Annotated in this window: 20 protein-coding genes, 1 pseudogene and 1 riboswitch; of the genes and pseudogenes, 2 read left to right on the top strand and 19 right to left on the bottom strand. The window is 41.7% G+C overall.

The window, feature by feature from the left end; all coding sequences use genetic code 11:
• Positions 1–46: 46 nt before the first annotated feature.
• The 8 genes from HGR01_RS05640 to HGR01_RS05605 all read right to left on the bottom strand — a co-directional run bounded on the left by HGR01_RS05640 (position 47) and on the right by HGR01_RS05605 (position 5,535).
• The gene (locus HGR01_RS05640; RefSeq protein WP_210403076.1) at positions 47–265 is read right to left on the bottom strand and encodes a hypothetical protein; all 219 of its coding nucleotides are present in this window, start codon (positions 263–265) and stop codon (positions 47–49) included.
• A 6-nt stretch (positions 266–271) separates the two neighbouring features.
• Positions 272–1,132, bottom strand: coding sequence for a class I SAM-dependent DNA methyltransferase (locus HGR01_RS05635; protein ID WP_045869383.1), 861 nt, complete (start codon positions 1,130–1,132; stop codon positions 272–274).
• Positions 1,133–1,301: 169 nt separating this feature from the next.
• Positions 1,302–1,727, bottom strand: coding sequence for a ubiquinol-cytochrome c reductase iron-sulfur subunit (locus HGR01_RS05630; protein ID WP_045869384.1), 426 nt, complete (start codon positions 1,725–1,727; stop codon positions 1,302–1,304).
• Positions 1,728–1,866: 139 nt separating this feature from the next.
• Entirely contained in the window at positions 1,867–2,256 is a 390-nt protein-coding gene (locus tag HGR01_RS05625; RefSeq protein WP_045869385.1) for a hypothetical protein, read from the bottom strand.
• 202 nt (positions 2,257–2,458) lie between these two features.
• Positions 2,459–2,923, bottom strand: a complete 465-nt coding sequence (locus tag HGR01_RS05620) for a hypothetical protein (RefSeq protein WP_045869386.1) — start codon at positions 2,921–2,923, stop codon at positions 2,459–2,461.
• A complete protein-coding gene (cobW, locus tag HGR01_RS05615) occupies positions 2,910–3,965 on the bottom strand; it encodes a cobalamin biosynthesis protein CobW (protein WP_045869387.1) in 1,056 nt (351 codons plus the stop codon). The genes HGR01_RS05620 and cobW overlap by 14 nt, the downstream gene beginning before the upstream one ends.
• A gap of 148 nt (positions 3,966–4,113) precedes the next feature.
• Positions 4,114–5,118, bottom strand: a complete 1,005-nt coding sequence (locus HGR01_RS05610) for a methyltransferase domain-containing protein (RefSeq protein WP_045869388.1) — start codon at positions 5,116–5,118, stop codon at positions 4,114–4,116.
• Between the two features lie 216 nt (positions 5,119–5,334).
• Positions 5,335–5,535 (bottom strand): hypothetical protein, encoded by a 201-nt coding sequence (locus HGR01_RS05605; protein ID WP_045869389.1) that lies wholly within the window; start codon positions 5,533–5,535, stop codon positions 5,335–5,337.
• 276 nt (positions 5,536–5,811) lie between these two features.
• Positions 5,812–5,955, bottom strand: a riboswitch (cobalamin riboswitch).
• A gap of 125 nt (positions 5,956–6,080) precedes the next feature.
• Between HGR01_RS05605 and HGR01_RS05600 the strand changes: the two are divergent.
• A pseudogene (locus HGR01_RS05600) lies at positions 6,081–6,257 on the top strand (hydrogenase accessory protein HypB); the annotation flags it as partial.
• A gap of 236 nt (positions 6,258–6,493) precedes the next feature.
• Here HGR01_RS05600 and HGR01_RS05595 read toward each other — a convergent pair.
• The 11 genes from HGR01_RS05595 to HGR01_RS05545 form a co-directional block, all read right to left on the bottom strand.
• Positions 6,494–6,712 (bottom strand): chlorophyll a/b-binding protein, encoded by a 219-nt coding sequence (locus HGR01_RS05595; protein WP_045869390.1) that lies wholly within the window; start codon positions 6,710–6,712, stop codon positions 6,494–6,496.
• A 302-nt stretch (positions 6,713–7,014) separates the two neighbouring features.
• Positions 7,015–8,058, bottom strand: a complete 1,044-nt coding sequence (locus HGR01_RS05590; protein WP_045869391.1) for a 1,9-bis(guanidino)-5-aza-nonane synthase — start codon at positions 8,056–8,058, stop codon at positions 7,015–7,017.
• 252 nt (positions 8,059–8,310) lie between these two features.
• Positions 8,311–9,561, bottom strand: a complete 1,251-nt coding sequence (gene rocD, locus HGR01_RS05585) for an ornithine--oxo-acid transaminase (RefSeq protein ID WP_081583954.1) — start codon at positions 9,559–9,561, stop codon at positions 8,311–8,313.
• 633 nt (positions 9,562–10,194) lie between these two features.
• Complete coding sequence (locus HGR01_RS05580) at positions 10,195–10,590, bottom strand: nuclear transport factor 2 family protein (RefSeq protein ID WP_045869392.1); 396 nt, start codon at positions 10,588–10,590, stop codon at positions 10,195–10,197.
• A gap of 37 nt (positions 10,591–10,627) precedes the next feature.
• On the bottom strand, positions 10,628–11,800 hold the full coding sequence (locus HGR01_RS05575) for an MFS transporter (RefSeq protein ID WP_045869393.1): 1,173 nt from the start codon (positions 11,798–11,800) through the stop codon (positions 10,628–10,630).
• A 106-nt stretch (positions 11,801–11,906) separates the two neighbouring features.
• Positions 11,907–12,560 (bottom strand): hypothetical protein, encoded by a 654-nt coding sequence (locus tag HGR01_RS05570; RefSeq protein WP_210403077.1) that lies wholly within the window; start codon positions 12,558–12,560, stop codon positions 11,907–11,909.
• Positions 12,561–13,019: 459 nt separating this feature from the next.
• Positions 13,020–13,682, bottom strand: coding sequence for a ferritin-like domain-containing protein (locus HGR01_RS05565; protein ID WP_045869394.1), 663 nt, complete (start codon positions 13,680–13,682; stop codon positions 13,020–13,022).
• 310 nt (positions 13,683–13,992) lie between these two features.
• Positions 13,993–14,613, bottom strand: a complete 621-nt coding sequence (locus HGR01_RS05560; RefSeq protein ID WP_045869395.1) for a cupin domain-containing protein — start codon at positions 14,611–14,613, stop codon at positions 13,993–13,995.
• 45 nt (positions 14,614–14,658) lie between these two features.
• Positions 14,659–15,228 carry an RNA polymerase sigma factor gene (locus HGR01_RS05555; RefSeq protein WP_045869396.1) on the bottom strand — a complete coding sequence of 190 codons (570 nt, stop codon included), beginning with the start codon at positions 15,226–15,228 and terminating at the stop codon, positions 14,659–14,661.
• A 69-nt stretch (positions 15,229–15,297) separates the two neighbouring features.
• Positions 15,298–16,251: a hypothetical protein gene (locus HGR01_RS05550; RefSeq protein WP_045869397.1), complete on the bottom strand. Its 954-nt coding sequence runs from the start codon at positions 16,249–16,251 to the stop codon at positions 15,298–15,300.
• Between the two features lie 441 nt (positions 16,252–16,692).
• The gene (locus HGR01_RS05545) at positions 16,693–16,872 is read right to left on the bottom strand and encodes a ribbon-helix-helix domain-containing protein (protein ID WP_045869398.1); all 180 of its coding nucleotides are present in this window, start codon (positions 16,870–16,872) and stop codon (positions 16,693–16,695) included.
• A gap of 167 nt (positions 16,873–17,039) precedes the next feature.
• On the opposite strand from HGR01_RS05545, the gene HGR01_RS05540 reads away from it, so the two are divergent.
• Positions 17,040–18,284: a hypothetical protein gene (locus HGR01_RS05540; protein ID WP_052335129.1), complete on the top strand. Its 1,245-nt coding sequence runs from the start codon at positions 17,040–17,042 to the stop codon at positions 18,282–18,284.
• The last annotated feature ends 12 nt before the right edge of the window (positions 18,285–18,296 follow it).

Genomic DNA, 18,296 nt, shown 5'->3' with positions numbered 1-18,296 from the left:
ACTAACCACAAATCATAAGGTTTTGGTAGCTGTTTTAATGTATTTTCTAGAACCACGAATTTAAGAAAGCTGCGAGATTTTTACGCGGGATAAAATGGGCTTTAAATGTTTCACCAGCAATACTTAAATGCGGAGAATTGGTACTGCAAATTACAACACCACATTCTCCTCCTAAATAGCCAACCCAAGCGTTATACCCAATTGCTAATAAATTAGTGGCGATAAAAGTTTGTTGCCAATCTTGAGTGTTTATTTCTGTGGTCATCTTCACTTAAACTCCTTTAGTTAACTGCCAAAGTTGAATGGAATAACACAGATGGTTTTCAAAAATAGTGCGTGCTGCTAAACCTTCAGCAATTGGCTTTTCTAGCCAACGCTTAAATACCCAACATCCGATCGCGTATAATGGTGGGAGTGCGATCGCCACCAAATCTGCAATATATTTAATAGTAGTTAGCCCAAAAGTACGGAACTTATCAACACACAAGTCAATCGTTGGCGCAATATGGCTGGAAATGTCCTCAGTCTTGATTAACTTGAATCCAGACTGTTCTAACGCCGCTTGGAGTTCGCTGGCGACATGACAATTAGAAAAAATACCTTCTCGGTATTCGGCATCAAAACGCATCATGTCTGCAAGCAGCAAGTAGCCACCGCTATCCAGTAAACGAGCCGCACCTTGAGCTAAATCGAGAGCAGCAATATATTGACTGCTTTCACTCAACAGAACTAAATCGTAGGAGTTTGAGGTGTGAAAATCTTCAAATCTCGTTAAATAGAAAGGTACTTGAGAGTTGGTATTCTTGATAAACTTTTCTTGCTGGAGTGTGTCAGGTGCTAATCCCTCAACAATGAAACCGCGATCGCGTAAATACACTGCATTCCCACCAATCCCGCAACCGACATCCAGCACAGTTTTTACACCCTCTGGAATAAAACTAAAAAGCTTGGCTGCATAAGCTTCTTGAGCCGCACGCAGACGAGTTAGAGTCAATTCCTCACCTACAGTAGGTAGTGGCTCCCAATACCCGTAATGGAGATAGGAGGAATTTGTAAGTCCCATGTAATAATCTATCGCCGCATTTTGGTAACGAGTCGCTTTGGAAATATTTATTAGTTTTGGTTTTTGCATTTATAAATTGGTAGAAACAGTGACAAATTCATGCTTAATATTCCCAGCAATATCAGTGTGTTAATTTTGTCGTTTGATTAACTAAGGTATTACTATTTGCAAATTGCTACATAATAATTTTAGTGAACACTTAAAGCCCCAAATCAAACCTGAGATTATTAATTACAAATTATGAATTACGTTTTACAATAACTAAATTGCCTTCTATTTTTGTCTCGTAATTTGATAGTGGTTTTGTAGCTGGCCCCATTTGTACATTGCCATTGGCAGCAAATTCGGAAGCATGACAAGGGCATAAAAATATCTTTTCTTCTGCAAGCCACTCTACGGTGCAACCCATGTGAGTGCAGGTAGGGTTCACAGCCACTAGATTTTTGCTTTTAGAAGTACCAATTACCAATACAGAACCAACCGGTGAGTTTTCATTTAATAGCTGACCAGTTTTATCCAATTGGGCAACTGTTCCTACTGGTTGCCAATCTCCAGAAGTTGATGATATTGCTGTAGTTTCTGGAGCAGAAGCTACAACTTTTGCAGGTAAGCTACTTGCTACATAACCCAAACCAAAACAAGTAATAAAATCACGACGTTTCATATTATTTAAGTTTGATATAAACAATTTTATTGCACCTTAAATTTCCGAGCAGAAATCTGTAAAATAGTAAGGGGAGAGAGAAATAATTTTCCTCCTATCCCCTGCTTTTCCCAAGATGAAAAACTTAGGAAATAAGATTCTATGGGAGGCTATTCCGCAAGCGGCGTAAACAATTTATCGATGCAGCACAATCACAACCAAACATAGCTACAGCAGCATCGCTTTCTGCATCTGTAACTCCAAGTAATGCCTTCTCGCTGTTCTCATCAGTAACATCAATCTCTGCTACGCCTTTTTGCAGATGAGATAATTGTTCAGCGTGAGCGCAGAAAAATTTACCGAGTTTCGGATGTCTGGCACAAGCTCTTTGGTCTGATGCGGATACTGGTGTAGTAGCAGCATCAGGACGGTCTACTGGTTGGGGATTTACTGGCTGACCAGCTGTGGTCACTTTATTGGTCATGACCAATGAAGCTAGAGACATCAAAGCTGCGGATTTAGTTGTTAAATTTGTCAGAAATTTATTCATGCAATTGTCCTAGAAGTAGGTTGGCAATTAAAGTTAATTTTCTCTCGACTTAGTAGGGGAATGCGGAATTTTTTCCCTTGTATTTCTTCCATTAATTTGATACCCAAACAGGAGATTTTTCCTGTTTTTATATATTTAATAACTACTTGGCGGAGAGATAGCAATCGATTATACTCCTACTTTTAAAAATACTGTGTACTTTCTAGGGTATTAGGCTTGGTTTAAATTCTGACCAACGCGTGCAAACTTGTTCGTAGCAATCAGGTGGAGTAATTTTTAGTTTGTGTAAAAAATTAACTTCAATTTGATGTTCAGCCTTTAGCACCAAAAGAATATCTTGATAGGGATTGTATGTTGCAACTGTTGGGGAAATTGATGAAATCATGGATGAACAGATTGATTGTGATATCAATCCGCTATCCTGAAATGTTTGCAGGTAAAATCCAATCAAATTCAAGGGGAGAAATTGCAGGGTGAACTTAACTGTATCCAGGCTCGTAATTGTAGGATGAGTCACTTGAATATCTACATCACATAAGACAACTCCCCGCCCAAATGACTGAAATCCTTTCCATGCTGTGTAACCGATTACCAATATATTGTTATGGATAAAGCTGTTTTGCCAGTAGCCAAAATTTCCTTGCCAAACACAATTAGATGGTCGCACCGACTTCCTCCCCCAACACCACTGACTCAATACGAACTCGATCCAGTTCTCGACCAATTAACACTAATCGCGTTTGACGGAGTTCGCTGTTTTGCCAAGGACGGTCGTAAAAGTAGTCAAATCGATTACCGACACCTTGTAATACTAAACGCATGGCTTTGTTCGGAACTGCTACAAATCCCTTAATTCGATAAATTTCTTGCTGTTGCACTAATGTTTGCAAACGTTTAACCAAAAAAGACGGCTCAAATGCTTGGTCTAATATTAGTTGCACTGCATTAATCCCGTCATCATGTTCGTGGTCTTCTTCAGTATCGTGGTGACTGGGACGACTATCTAAGTTATCTTCTACCGCAGCGTTAAAACCGAGTAATAAATTGCTACTGATTTTACCATCCTGGCAAGGAATGACTTTTACACCAGGAGGTAAGTTCTGCTTTAACCAATCCTGCACTCTCACTTGGGTTTGTTCGTCAACGCGATCGCTTTTAGTCAGCAACACCAAGTCAGCACAAGCTAGCTGATCTTCAAACAATTCCTCAATCGGTGTTTCGTGTTCTAGGCTAGAGTCGGCTTGTCGCTGGGCTAAGAGGGCTGCTAAATCGCCTACATATCGATCGCTGGCTAAGGCTTCGCAATCCACCACAGTGATTACGCCGTCCACTGTAGCACCTGTGCGAATCTCTGGCCAGCGAAATGCTTGCACCAATGGTTTTGGTAATGCTAGTCCAGAGGTTTCAATCAACATACAGTCTAGGCGATCGCGTCGCTTGAGTAATTCTTGCATTGCTGGTAAGAATTCCTCTTGCACTGTGCAGCACAAGCAACCGTTGGTGAGTTCCACAATATTACTGTTGGGGTCTTCTTCATCATCACAAACTCGGCAATCACGCAATAGTTCGCCATCAATGCCCATTTCCCCAAATTCATTTACCAAAACAGCAATCCGTCGTCCTTCGTTGTTTTGCAGTAAGTGACGAATTAACGTAGTTTTGCCTGCGCCGAGAAATCCTGTAATGACTGTGACGGGAATTTTGTGCATATAAATAAGTTGTTTGTTGATTAAAGGAGCGATTACAAAAAAGAAGTTTTACGCAGATATCATGTATTAGATAGATTTTGTGATGGGGTGATTGCTGAGAACTCACGCATTAGTCATCATGCGTAGACGCAGCCCACCGCAAGTATCGCTACCCAACTAAACTTGAGGGATTTTCCTGAACAAAGTTTCTATCCCTCAATTCTGTACGTGAATTTGCCCGCACAGCACGGAACATTCCAAATCGGCACAGTCCTGCACCAAAGGCTAAACGCATCAATAAAAACGTCGGCACTTCGCGCACAGATTTGATGAAACCAGACAGTCCAAAACGCAGAAATCCGCTTGGGCGAACCACTCCTTGCCAAATCGAATCTAACCAAGAAGGAAGGGTTGCTTGCGTCCAATCAGCCGTAATTACCTCTCCTTCCACTAATCCTGTAGCTGCCAACAGTTCGGAGAATCCCTCAATGCTAGAAAAAGCTGGATGAGACCACTGATCTAGCAGTTGTCGCATTACTGGTTTCTCCCAGAAATTTAGCGGCTTTTGGCGGTCATCCCTTTGATTCCAGTCAGCGACAACCAAAATTCCACCAGGCTTTAGCACCCGTATTAATTCTCTGGCAAAAACGGCTTTATCGGGCATGTGGGGGCCTGCTTCGATTGACCAAACTACATCAAAACTGGCATCTGGAAACGACAATGCCATTGCATCATCGACTGCAAACTGGGCGTTTAGTTCTTGGGGTGTTAACTCCTGGGCGCGTTTCACCTGCTGTGGGCTGATGGTAATTCCTGTGACAGCAAATCCATAATCTCGCGCTAAAATCCGGCTGCTACCCCCAATCCCACAGCCAACATCTAAGACGGTAGTACCAGGAGGTAATTTATCTAAACCACCCCATTTAACCATTTCGTGTACAAAGTCAGATTTAGCAGCCAAAAAATCCTTGCGTCTTGGTGGCGAACCGTAGTGACCGAGGTGAATGTGTTCGCCCCAGTAAAATTCTAGGATGCCGTCAAGCGTCCATTGGTCATAGGAATTAGCGACTGTGGCTGAGGATTGATACTTACGAGCCGTTACGAAATAAGCTGCAATTCCAATTAGTAAAACGATAAGAGAACCAATTACAAAATAAACTAATAAAGTTGACATTGTTGTGAAAGCTTTCTATGTAGCTAACAGTTGATAGACATTGATTTGTTTATGAAAACCCTCGCCCCTTGTGGGCGAAAGAATCCTTCTCTCACAAAGCGGGTATAAACCCCAACGCCAGTTCTCTCAAGTCGGGAAACCCGCCCACGAGACTGCCTCCCCCTTGTCAGTGGCTGTATTTAATTTTGAATTTTGAATTTTGAATTTTGAATTGATTCATGGTTCATCCCGAATTAGACGAGAGATCATCAGAGAAATCTTTCCATAGGTTGAACTTGCAATTTTTTGCCAACCTCGAATTATTTGCCTTAAATTTAGAAAGGGTTGCTGCTGATCTTCTCTAAAACCTGTTTGTTTGACAAAAGGATGAACAGCAGTAGGAATCTTCCCAGTCCGGTGAAGATAATATTTCGGCATGATGATTAACCGAGTCAGAATTTAACGAAAATACAGAGAAGTTATCGCTAGATATAACGATGGAAATTTTGTGCCATACCTCGTTGAAAATATTTCAGGTTTCAAAGTAAAAGAAATACCTGAATATTCACAAAAGTAATTACTAATTGAAATTTAATATTAATTACGTATTTCGTGGAAAGCCGCCATTTGTAGCGTTTTAATGTGCGGTGCTTTCAAAATATCAGATTTAGCGATCGCCATGTAATAAATCATCCGTGCCTCGCAGATGTACAAAATTTACAAGTCAACTTCGGCGGGCATTCTGACTCACAAGGTAAACCTTGATTACAGCTGCGGGACAGCGCCGGATTCGCACCGGACTTTCCCCGTTTCCTCTAGTGGCTGTTCCCCACTAGAACCGACTTATCGACCCATTGTACATCATAATCAGGAAAATAATACAAGATAGAGTTTTAGTTAACAGCCACTTTTATTTTAAGATTTCATGACATTAAAGAAGTCCTGGCTGTTATGACCAAGACTTCAAGTAAATTTATTCAATTGAAATTGATTTACTACCTCATGTGCAGTTTGACGTTCAGCGTTGCATAGAATATGCCCAGCAGGTTAATCCTCAAATTCAGGTTTTTCAAGTTTCAGCGTTAACTGGAACTGGGTTAGAGAGTTGGTATCAGTGGTTATCAGAAAAGGTTCAAAATAGTTCACAAGTATATTCATAAAGTGAGTTTAAATTTCAATCTAGACAATTCATTTAATAGATTTAAAATTTAGTGTCAAAACAGAGTGTGGGAATATCCAGATGAGGATAAACTAATAAAATTTTTACGCTCTATTCATGAGAGTTAATATCATTAATAGAGCGCAATATTTGAGCATATTTGTTTAAACTAAATTCTCTGAAAGATGAGGATTTTTGTGATTCTACAATCCAGTAATATAGAGCAGCATTACTTTTTTATTGGAAAAATCCCCAAAACAGTCCTCCAAGAAGCCCATCTTTATTAAGGATTTCAAACAGTGCAGTTGCAAAGAAACCAATCATCGCCAAGCGTCCGTTCCAAATCTCTGCACTTGGTTGGAAACCCCATCTCCAACGAGTACCAGCGTAATAGTAAGGCTCTTTAATTTCTGGAAGTAAATCCTGGCTTCCTTTTACTTCTTTGATTTCTTGCATAATTCGTCGCCTTTTTGATTTCGTGTTTGTACTTTATCTATGTCGCCTCCCATCTTAAAAAAACTTTATATAATCATCGTCTTCCTAACGATACAAAGAGTTACGTAAAAAAATCAAAGAATTTACACCAGAAAAACAAACAATTTCTACCATAAGTTGAACACTTATTTGTGTTATCTGACACAAGAGATAAATACAAACTTCATCTTGTTGCCAAGATGAAGGGTAACACAACAAGCTATAGCTAATATTCAAGTTATGTTTGTCATGGGACAGGGGGTAAATTTACCCCCTAAAAATCTCTACACAGTTGCTACCTTGGGTTGAGGTTTGGTGAACAACTCAGCTAAATGATGTGGTTGGCGATCGCGCCAATTACCTTTACCATAGGCATACCCCGCAATTAATGGTAAAGCCACAGTCGCCTCAGAAAAAACCATCTGTTCAGTAGCTTTATCTACCTTCCCCCAAGAATGAGCCTCTTTAAGAGTAGAACCAGATAAAGCACCATCGCGCTCATCAGCGACAGTGACTTGAATTGTATACTTGTGCATACTCGTTTCAAATCCCAGCAATTCCGCAGCTACCACCGTATCCTGAGCAAAGTTTTTCGGTACACCGCCACCAATCATTACCAAGCCAGTGTAATTAGAAGCTAGTTTACACTGGGTCAACTCCCGAAAGTCTCTCACTGAGTCAATCGTCACATGAGATTCTGGGGAATTCCATTGATGATGCACTAAACCAAACCCAGCCGAACAGTCACTAAAAGCAGGGACAAAAATTGGTACTTGGTGTTGATAAGCGGCTTGCACCACAGATTGACCATAGTTTCCCCGACGTTCCAAATAAGCCCCCATTTCCTGAATAAATTCTCGTGAAGAATAGGGACGTTTCTCTAACCCTTCGGCGATTTCGGCAATAGTCATATCACATACCCGCAGTTGATCCTCATCAATATAGGTGTCATATATGCGGTCTATGCGTTGCTGTCTTAGCACCTCATCATCAGCAAAGGGATCGCCGACATAATGACGATAACCCAACGCTTCAAAGAAATCTTGGTCAACAATGTTAGCTCCGGTAGAAACAATTGCATCTACCATATTGTGAGTAATTAAATCGTGGACTATTCCCTTCAGTCCAGCACTAAATAAAGACCCAGCTAAACACAGAATAATCGTGCATTCTTTATCTTGCAGCATTGCATCGTAAATTTTCGCTGCCCGCCCCAAATTTCGAGCTTGGAAAGCTGTCTTACTCATTGCTTCCACCAAGCCAACAACATCAAAAGCTTTAATGTCAATTGGTTGCACGGTCTCTTGCAAAAGTTCTTCACGATTCATGGTAGATTGTCCTTTTTATTGAAAATTAAAATCATCCGGTCTACTTACACAACTAGAAGGCAAATTCTGCCAACGTACTAGGTGCTTCGCAGTGGTCATACCAGGACAAACCGGGATCTGATTGCCGTCTTTTATTCAATTTGACGTACAATTCCCAGATACTCATAAGTTGGATGAGACGATTGTTCAATTTTGCTATTAATGACTTCTCAAACACTATCAACCACCCCGCAAAACTCAATTTGTGCCAAACTAACCAGTGGTTGTCAAAACTCGCTCAATTTTCTCTAATGCCCAATCTATTTCATCTTGGGAAATAACTAAGGGTGGAGCAAAACGAATGACATTATCTCTAGTCTCTTTAGCTAATAATCCCTCTTTAGCTAAAGCTTTACAAAAACGCCTTGCACCACCAGCTTCAGGATACAATTCCATGCCAATTAATAAACCTTTGCCGCGTACTTCTTTGATATATGAACTCTTAATTGATTGTAATTTCTCTATAAAATATTCCCCTAGTTTTAAGGCTTTTTCTGATAATTCTTCTTCTATAAGAACATCAAGTGCGGCAATGCCAATAGCAGCAGCTAAAGGATTTCCCCCAAAGGTACTACCATGATCCCCTGGTTGAAATATACCCATCACTTCCTCTGTCGAAATAAACGCAGAAATGGGATAAAATCCACCAGATAAAGCTTTACCTACAGTTATGCCATCTGGCTTAACATCCTCATATTGATGGGCAAACATTTTACCTGTTCTTCCCAAGCCCGTTTGGATTTCATCAAAGACCAATAAGACATGATGATGGCGACAGATTTGTTCAGCTTGCTTTAAAAACCCATGAGGCGGAACAATAATACCTCCCTCACCCTGAATTGGTTCTACCAAAAATGCCGCAGTGTTAGGAGTAATTGCTTTTTCTAATGCCTTAGCATCACCAAAAGGGATAACTTTAAACCCAGTGGTTAAAGGCCCAAATCCATCTTGATATTGTTCTTCTGTAGAGAAACTGATTAAACTAATAGTGCGTCCAGAAAAATTATTACTACAAACTATAATTTCTGCTTGATTTTCTGGTATGCCTTTTACTTTATAAGCCCATTTACGAATGGCTTTGATAGCCGTTTCCACGGCTTCGGCTCCCGAATTCATGGGTAGTACTTTAGGTAAACCAGAAATCTCAGAAAGCTTTTGATAAAATCTTCCTAATTGGTCATTACGAAAAGCTCTGGAAGTCAGTGTAACTTGTTGAGCTTGTTTTATCATTGCTTGAAGAATTTTGGGATGACAATGACCCTGATTTAATGCTGAATAAGCCGAAAGAAAATCCAGGTATTTTTTACCTTCTATATCCCATACCCATACACCTTCTCCTTTGGTAATGACTACATCTAAAGGATGGTAATTATCAGCACCATATTGCTGTTCTAGTTCAATATAATCCTGGGTATTCATAGTGTTGAAGTTGGGAATTCCCAGAGTTACGTTCGCTGCTTGCATATTTGCTCCTGATAGTTTTGATGTATGGAAATAAAACTAGAAAACATCTAAAAGATTACCAGTCGAATAAGACACTCAACAGGTATGAGCAGAAGAAAAAAATCTGGCTTTGTTCTTCGTTTTATAGTTCCCAATTTCAGGGAATATTGACATGAAAGCAAAAACTTTACTCTCAAAATTAGTCAGTAATGTCAAAGACAATGAATTTTTTCTAAATATCTCAACTAGCCAGTAATTATTGACCAGCTATTTGCTCATCTTCCAGACACGCAACTTGTGTAGGACATATAACTGCCTACTTTTAGTGAAGAAAACCAGTTGCCCACTCTGTCTGAATGTAAAATTTTGCTGGCATAAAAACCGATAGTGTAAAGTGTACCGTTTTCGGTTATCAATACGTCTTTGCCTGCATCTTGCAGACAAAAAGTTTGATATTTTTATGGAATATTTTTAGGTAGTCAAAAAAAGCAATTTTTTCCACTGTTATGCATTTTAGACTATCATTAAATTCCTAGTCTTTCAATGCTGGGGAGGGGGATAAGAAAATTGCAGCGATAAATTAGCACCTGTAGATTGCCCAATTGAAGTTAAATCCAGAGGTTATACACATAATAAAGTTGAGTAGACACTAAATTACCTTTGTAATGCAGCGATCGCTACCTCTGGATTCCAGTAAGCTCGTAGTGTTTGAATCTTACCAGCAGCATTGATTTCAAATATATCAATGCCTTCAAATATGACCTCATGACCGTTTTTCCCAATACCGCGTCCCGTCCATTTGACAGCAACTTCATTGTCCACAATATGCACAAACTCTTCAGTCAGTCCCACAGTTTCAAACATTCCGGCAATACTCAAGAAAAACTGGCGAATTGCCGTATGTCCTTCTAAAACAGCACCACCTACCGGATCGTAATCAATTGCATCTTCTGCAAATGTCTCTAACCAAGCTTCTACATCCATTGCTCGTGTAGCTGCAAAGTAATTAGCAATCAACGTAGCGATCGCCTGTGTTGATATGGTTGACATGATAGTTATACTCCTAAATTAATGACATCAGAGTTTCTCAAACGTTTTTGATGGCATTGAGACAAGAATTTGCAATCAAAGCGGCGATTGCACTCCCAAAAAACCCGATTACAGGAGCTATTCCGTTGTATTGTTGCAGCAGTGAAATCAAAGCAGTAGCCGCACCCATACCACCAAAGTACAATCCTGTTCCTAAACCTGCCCACGCGGGAGGAACTATGAAAAGAGCAAAGGGAATTTGACTGGTAAACAAAAGACCAAGGGTTACTCCAAAGGCAACAACTAATCCCATTGCAAGTATACTGTAATGAGTTAGTAGGGCCAGTCCCATAACAGCGGCGATCGCACCTAAACTCATTTTCATCGCCTTTTTAACACCCAATCGCAAAATCAATCGCTCTAAGAAAAGTCCACTCAAGCCAGACACCAATAAAATAGCAGAGCTAATATACTCTGCTCCAATGCTCGGCAGTATCTTGTGTAGTAAAACAGGAAAAAGTCTCAGTAGCAGGTTCACTTCTAAACCTGCGCCTAAACCTACACCAAAAATTAGCACCGAACGTAAAAAAGATGGTAATGGTTGATAACTTTCCTCTATAGGCAGAGTATATTGAGGTTTTGCTGACCATAGAAGCAATGCCCCAACTATCAAAACAACAGCTCCCAACAGAAATGTCAGTGATGCCCCCAAATGTTGAATCAAGTTACCCAATAAAGGCCCAACTGCTCCTACCAATCCAAAGACTAAGACCAGAATGGTAGTAGCTTTAGGTAATTCGGCACTAGGTGCAAACTGCATCAGCAAGGCAATGGCAGGGCCACGAAACACAATCATAGCAATGACCCATATAGTCATTAGCACAGGAATTAACCAGCGCAAACCGTTTGGTAACTCGCCCCCAAGCAACAGCGATACCACCACAAAGATCGTACCTGCCAAGGTTACGCCAACGGCAATCATCGGCAGACGAGAACCAACTCGCCGCATCACTCGGTCGGAAATTCGCCCAAAATAAGGTTCTACCACTGCTCCTAGTAGTCCTTGCAGGACTCCCAAACTACTAGCAATACCTGCAAAGCCAAGTTTTTCTAAAATTCTGGGTTGATAGAAACCATAAGCCATCCAGCTAAAAATGATAGCTGCTATTAACGCTGCCAAGCCCCAGACTTGTCGCCAGAGAATTGAAGATTGAGATATAGGCGATCGCATAGTAATTCGTAATTGGTAATTCCCATAAAGTTAGAGTTTTATTGATTTAAAATGAATGCTCTATTTATGTCATGTGGTATTAGTTACAAACTGATATTGCAGCAATTTATCTGATGCTTGATGCTGTAGCTACCAGTTTTTCAAATTTTGACCATAAACAATAGCCAAGCAATACTAGTCCTGCGCCAAAAAATACTGCTCCGATAATCGTGACGACGTTACTCAGTGAACCTTTACTAAATACGATCGCTCCCATCCAAAATAGCGGCGCACCAATCATTAATAATCCACCCGCTACACGCAACAGCAAGTGCATACGCAGAAGCGATACACCTAGAAGCAGAAAGCCTAATGAAAAGGTAATTACCGTGAGGAAAAAGACAATCCGAAAGGTCAATACAGGCGTTTCTAATGATGACTCCTCAATTTGCTCAATCATTTCTGGAGCATGAACGGCAAGATAAGGAACAATAAAAGAGTCCCAAACAGCTATTGGCAGTGATAGAGCAGTACCCAAGAAAGAGAGTAAGTAAGCTGTAAAACCCAATCTTCCCACCTCATCACCTAGATTTACTGGAAAGGCATTCAAGCCTAACAAAATCAGCAGATAGGATACAAACCACATTACATGAACTGGTGTCCACAGAGGATTCATAGCTCCTTGAGCATCATTTGATGGATGAAAGAACATAAAAGTACCGAAAAGTATGCCAGCGATCGCTAAGGCTAAACCACTCCATCGAGGGCTGAAATTTAGCATTTTAAAACTCCTGATTTCAAGTATTTATTTAGCTATAAATTTAGGGGAATGTTGGTAGCGAGCGTCCCTCAAAACAAGGTTGCTGATTGAAGAAGAATACATTCGTCAGAATCAATCAGTGGGGGGTCGGCAATAGCTATCTAATTAAAAAATGTTAAAACCTCACTGTATATACTTTCTTCTGTGTAATACCAATTCGCTAAAAGTTTGAAACAGATCCAACTTCAGAAACCTTGTTAAATAAGGATTTGTTAATGCAATGCGTGAATTTTGCGGAAATTTCTGTAGGCGGTGAGTGCAGCCACACGTGCGGCTCTACCGCCGGGTAGACTGCCGTAGCTTGCTTCTCCGTAGGAGTACCCGGAGCGGTTTTCCGCCGTAGGAAACTTTTCTTGGCGTAGCCTCTCCCTTTGGGAGAAGACGAATTTTGAATTGGTATAACTTAGTTGCCTTTTTGCACTAGACCTTCAATATCCAAGCATCACGATTTTCTACACTCACAAAAGCAGCAGGCACAATTTCAATACCCACACCCAGTGCTCTGAAAGTTGCACGAATAGCAGCAGCGTGGGCAGATTCAGTGGTGCCAATACTCGCTCCGACAGTAACTAGTTTGGGTGTTTTGAGCTTGGCAGCTTCCAGAGTGTAAGCGATCGCTGCATCTATTTCCAAAGCTAAAGCCAATTTTGCAATGTTGACATCACTATCTATGTTGCCCTCACCTTTTTTGATGTAAGACGAAACATCATAACTAGCCTCTGCTTTTACTGGAGTTCCACCCAGACTGGAGACAGTGGTTGCCAAAGCATCCCGATGTTTTTTATGATCTGCTTGGTTGCGAAGAGCTAAAGCTAGAACCGTTTTACCTACATCAGTATTAGTTAACTTGCCAGCTGCAAAACTATAAGCCCAAATAGCTTGATGCTCGTAGTAAAGAGCATTATTGAGAATTTTTATATCATTTTGTTCAGCAGAGCTTGAGCTAGCCTCTGCTTTTTGGGCAAGCAGAGGTAAGCCCAATGCACCAGCCACACCAGCTATTGCTCCACTTACCACCACCTCACGGCGAGAGAAGATTGAGCGACGTGAGGATTTTTTAGTTAAAGCGCTTTGAAAATCCATAATTTAGTGTCTTTGAGATGATGTCATGTTGAATTTACAGATGATGATTAGAGAACAGCCAAGGCAAAACTGTCCCTACTTCAGAAGAAATATCTCAAGAGGTAATTTCATAGCAAATTCTCTACAGCTTCGTAGAGAGCAAATAGCATTTGACTATTGCTCTTGCAGACTCAGCTGTTCATCTAAAAGATATATACGTCGAGCAATCTGATTTGGATCTATAAAAGCAGAACTTGATCGAAAGATTTTTTCAACGCAGAACCAGGAGATAAAGAGAGTATTTTCCCTATGCCCTGCCCTTTTGCTTTTTTTAAGCCTCATCTGACGCAAAACCAAGATATTCATCATCCATTGAAGTGCGGAAAAAGAACATACAGCCCCCGATTGTATGGGGCCCATGAACCGATCCTGGCTGGGAGCGAATGTAGTCCCCTGTGTGATAAACCTCATCTCCAACAACCAAATCGCCAGTTAGCATATAGATTTCCTCAATCGCTGCATGACGGTGCATGGGGTAATGCGCCCCAGGAGCAGCCCGCAAAACCCCAACAATCTCCCGCTTGATGGGATCGGTATGAAAAATGGCAGTTTCTACACCAGGGACACGGTGAGGTTGCCATTGCACATCTTGCGATCTTACTGCTAGATATGAAGATAGGATATTGTCTGCATTTGGAATCTCCTGGGGATGAGACTCCAGAGGTTCCAACTCTAAGCGAGCAAATAATCGGTCTTTCAAATCCTCTGCCATTGGCACAACAGGCGTACTATATGGAATCGCTGTTGCTGCTATCTCGTATTGGGCTAGTTCCTCAGCTAATTCTGGACATTCTGCCAACTGTTGCTCAACCCATAGCCTTTCTGGCTCACTCAGTAGATTCAGCACATACAATGGAGCTAATTCACAGAAACAGTGGTTTTCAAAACTCATGAGCAGATTTAGCCTTTAACAAACCTTTTACTTTTAAACCTATACCTAGACTTCAACATCAAGGGCAGACTTCAACTTATTTAAGCCTAACCGAATTCTGGTTTTAACTGTGCCTAAAGACATCTGTGTCTGAGTTGCTATTTGACTATGGGTTAAACCTTGATAGTAAGCTAATTCAATCACTAGACGTTGTTCTGGTGGCAGTAGTTTCAATGCTGATAACACGCTCGCTCGACGCTCGCCCTGCAATACCTCCTCAATAGGATCTACGCTCTGATCTGGGATTTGGATCTCTAAAAGCTCAGTCGAGATTGCAGAAGAAGATTGACTGCGCTGGTGCTTTCGCAGGCGATCCAAAATCCGGCTGCGCGTTAGCACAAATAGCCAAGTATCTGCTCTGCCTTTAGCCAAATCATAGTTTTCAGCTATTCGCCAGACTTGAGCAAAAACATCTAGGACTACTTCTTCACTTTCCTCAACCGATCTCAGACTTTTAAATGCCACAGCATAAATTATCTTGGCATAGCGATCGTAGAGTTGAGAAAGAGCAGTTTGGTCATGTTTAGCGATTCTGGTTAACAATGAGGCATCATCAGCTACAGGTGAGGAATCCATCTACAGGTTCAGTTTTTGTCTAATTATGAAGTATAGCGGCTCTTTTGATGGTTTCCAAGTCTCGCTTGCTCAAGAGTTGAGCGCTCTTCCGTCACTCTGGGGAGAGAAAATAAATGTAGTGATTGTTCGCTTCTCTTCCACAGCAGTAATATAGGCCCGCTTCAGCTTCCCCAGCGACTCCAAAAACTTCTGCACCGATTCCTCCAGCCCACTGGAATACACCCGTGAAATACGCTCGCATATCTCCTGCATCTGCTGACAATCCTCAGGTAAGTATTCGTAAGACTTGAGATGCTTCAGCCCCACCGTCAGTTCACCATCCCAATTCCTCACGGTGCAACTGAAGTTATTCACTTGAGCGACAATTGCCCAACAACCGCCTTTGCCCCTGAGTTCGGGATTGTCCTTTGCTAAGATTTGGCAGACTTCACCCAACTGGTAGCTGTTGAGTACTTGGGTGCGTTCCATAATGCGCTGCACGACATCTTTGACGATTTTACCAGTCGGTACTTTACCGCCAGCTTCTTCTACAGCCTGTTGCCAAACTTCCTGTTGCTGTTGGGGTTCTAGCTTAGTGAGTGGGCGGACTTGACGCTCATTCGTGGGCAGAATTTGACAACAAATGGTTGTCAAATTTTCATTCTCCACATTTTGACAACCAATGGTTGTCAGATTTTCGTAAACACCAGCTGCGGCAATCAAATAATTCGACTGTTGCCGACTATGCCCAAATCTATCGCGGCAATAGTCCTCAAATGTGCGATGAGTGGAGCGATAGAGTCTGCGATCGCGCAATTCTGCCAATGCCTTACCTGCCTCAAAAAATGCCCTCTCGACTTTTCGCTCCAGGTGCAAGCGATCGCTCTGTTCTTCTGGAGTTAATTCTGGAACTTCAACAGCAGGAACATCGATGGTTACTAAATCCTGATTGTCCTGAGGAGAGCTATTTTGTGGGTTAACTGCTGGTTGTAAGTCACTGGATGTAGAGGTGGCTTTTTTGCGCTTACGGGGTGGGTTGTCCATTCATCCACCTCTTCTAGCTCAAGTGATGGCAAGATTGATACGTTAATTTGAGCAGGAACAAAAATACTTAAGTAGTTACACAAATGTGCGAATGGAGTGTTCGCTCTCAAGCGTTTCCGCTCGCCTAGTGTCTTTGTAGGGGAAGGAGAGCAGAATGTAGGCGGAGCCTTCCAGCAGGGTAGCAATCACAAGGATTTTATATTGCTCTGCTAAATGTCATTTTGCTGGCAATGACGGTAAATATTTCTGCTCATTGACTTATAATGCCTCCTCATTAGGTGTTAACCATACTAATACTGAAATTAGCTCTAATTTACTCAAAGTCGGTTCCATTAGAGTATCTAGTATCTGTTTGCCTCAATTTATGTAAATATGACCTACTATTTACAGTTTCTACTGCTGCTGAAATGAAGTTACAGCGTAAAGATTGATGACTTAAAGTCATGCATCCTTTAATTCTCCACTCTTCCTAGCGCGTTCTAGCTCTTCTTCGCAAATAACTTCTATCAAATTTGATAGAGAACGCTTCCGAATCTTGGCTAACCGTTCCAAGTCAGACTTTAATGCCTCATCCAAATAAAGCGACATTCGCTTTTTGGCTGTAACCACCGATAACACCATAGCACTACTCCAAAACTATACTCCCTTCATTATAGCATGAGGGTAACGCTACCTTAGCATAATAAAAATGTTTAAGTAGCATTAAAGTAGTGCTACCATATAAATAAAGAAAGCGCTCCCGACTGCGAATCTTGAGCGCCTTCTGTCCTTTTAGAGACTCATCAATCATGACATATACAACTTATAGCCATCAACAGCTGCAACACAAATCCATAGCTCGGCTCAAGCAAATCTATTGTGAAGTCGGCTGCACAGTTGAGGTATTTGACAAGCGGTGCAAGGATGCTTGGATGAGCGCGATCGCTGAGTATCAGGCAATCAGAGTTGAGACAGTCGTTGATGCTAACCCTGACGAACAAGCAATAGCCCAAGCCGAACTCGACCAGTACATCACAGACCAAGCCGAAGCCATAGCCCCTCAACTGACTACAGTAGAAATCAACTGCTACCACTACGAAGTGTACGCGCTCAAGCAACTGGTCGCTTACATCGCCTACGACTATGACGAGTTTGTTACACAACCTTGGGTAGTCATGGTGAATGGTGAAGAGATTTTCCGGGATACCACAATCGCCCGATGCCAAAGATTCATCGAATGGCAGCACAAAGATAAGTCGGAAGTAGTAAGTCGGAAGTCGGAAGTGGAAAAATGCTCTGAAGATAAAGTTGGAATTTCGCACATAGAAGACGAAAGTAAATTACCTCCGACTTCCGACTTCCGATTTCTGACTTCTTCTGTTGATGGAAAACTTAACCCACAAAGTGAAATTGAAGTACCAGAAGCCCCAACAATTTTAGAAATTTCGTTTTATGACCAAGAGGCATTTGTTGGGGATGAATTGGTAGCTAGCATTAGCTACGACCACGGCAATTACCAGAATTTGTACTGGCGGGTAATGATTAACAGTATTGAGATCTTCCGAGACATCAGTCCTGCTAGATGCCACAGCTACATCAAACAACAGTACCAGCAAAGCAAGCTTCCATTGCAAGAGCAGCTAGAAGAAGAAGCGGAGGGGCTGAGGTGCAGAGGGGCGGAGGGGCAAGAATCTTTCTCCCCTGCTCCTCTGCTCCCCTGCTCCCCCGCCTCTTCTGCTACTGGTAACGAAATCATGGCTGAGATTTTCAGCGCGTGTGAAAAGTATGGGTTTGAAATGCTTGACGATGGCATTTACCACAATGATGTAAAGCTTGGCGAAGTCGGATGCACTGATGGTCGCTGGTGGGTCATACGTGCAGCACAGGAAAATCAATGCATACCCTGTAACTCGGCAGCAGATGCTGTGCAGTCGTTGTCCGAGAGCGCAGCTGATGAATATTTGGGATATCGACTACTTGAACACCTCAGCCCTAGAGAATGGCGATCGCTTCTTTCTGGTACAGCCCAGGGTCAAAAATTGGTAATAGCTTAAAACCAACTGTGG

The organism is Tolypothrix sp. PCC 7712 (genome assembly GCF_025860405.1).
Taxonomy (GTDB): Bacteria; Cyanobacteriota; Cyanobacteriia; order Cyanobacteriales; family Nostocaceae; genus Aulosira; species Aulosira diplosiphon.
Note: the sequence above shows the minus strand (reverse complement) of the source record. Positions and strands in the feature narration are given on the sequence as shown.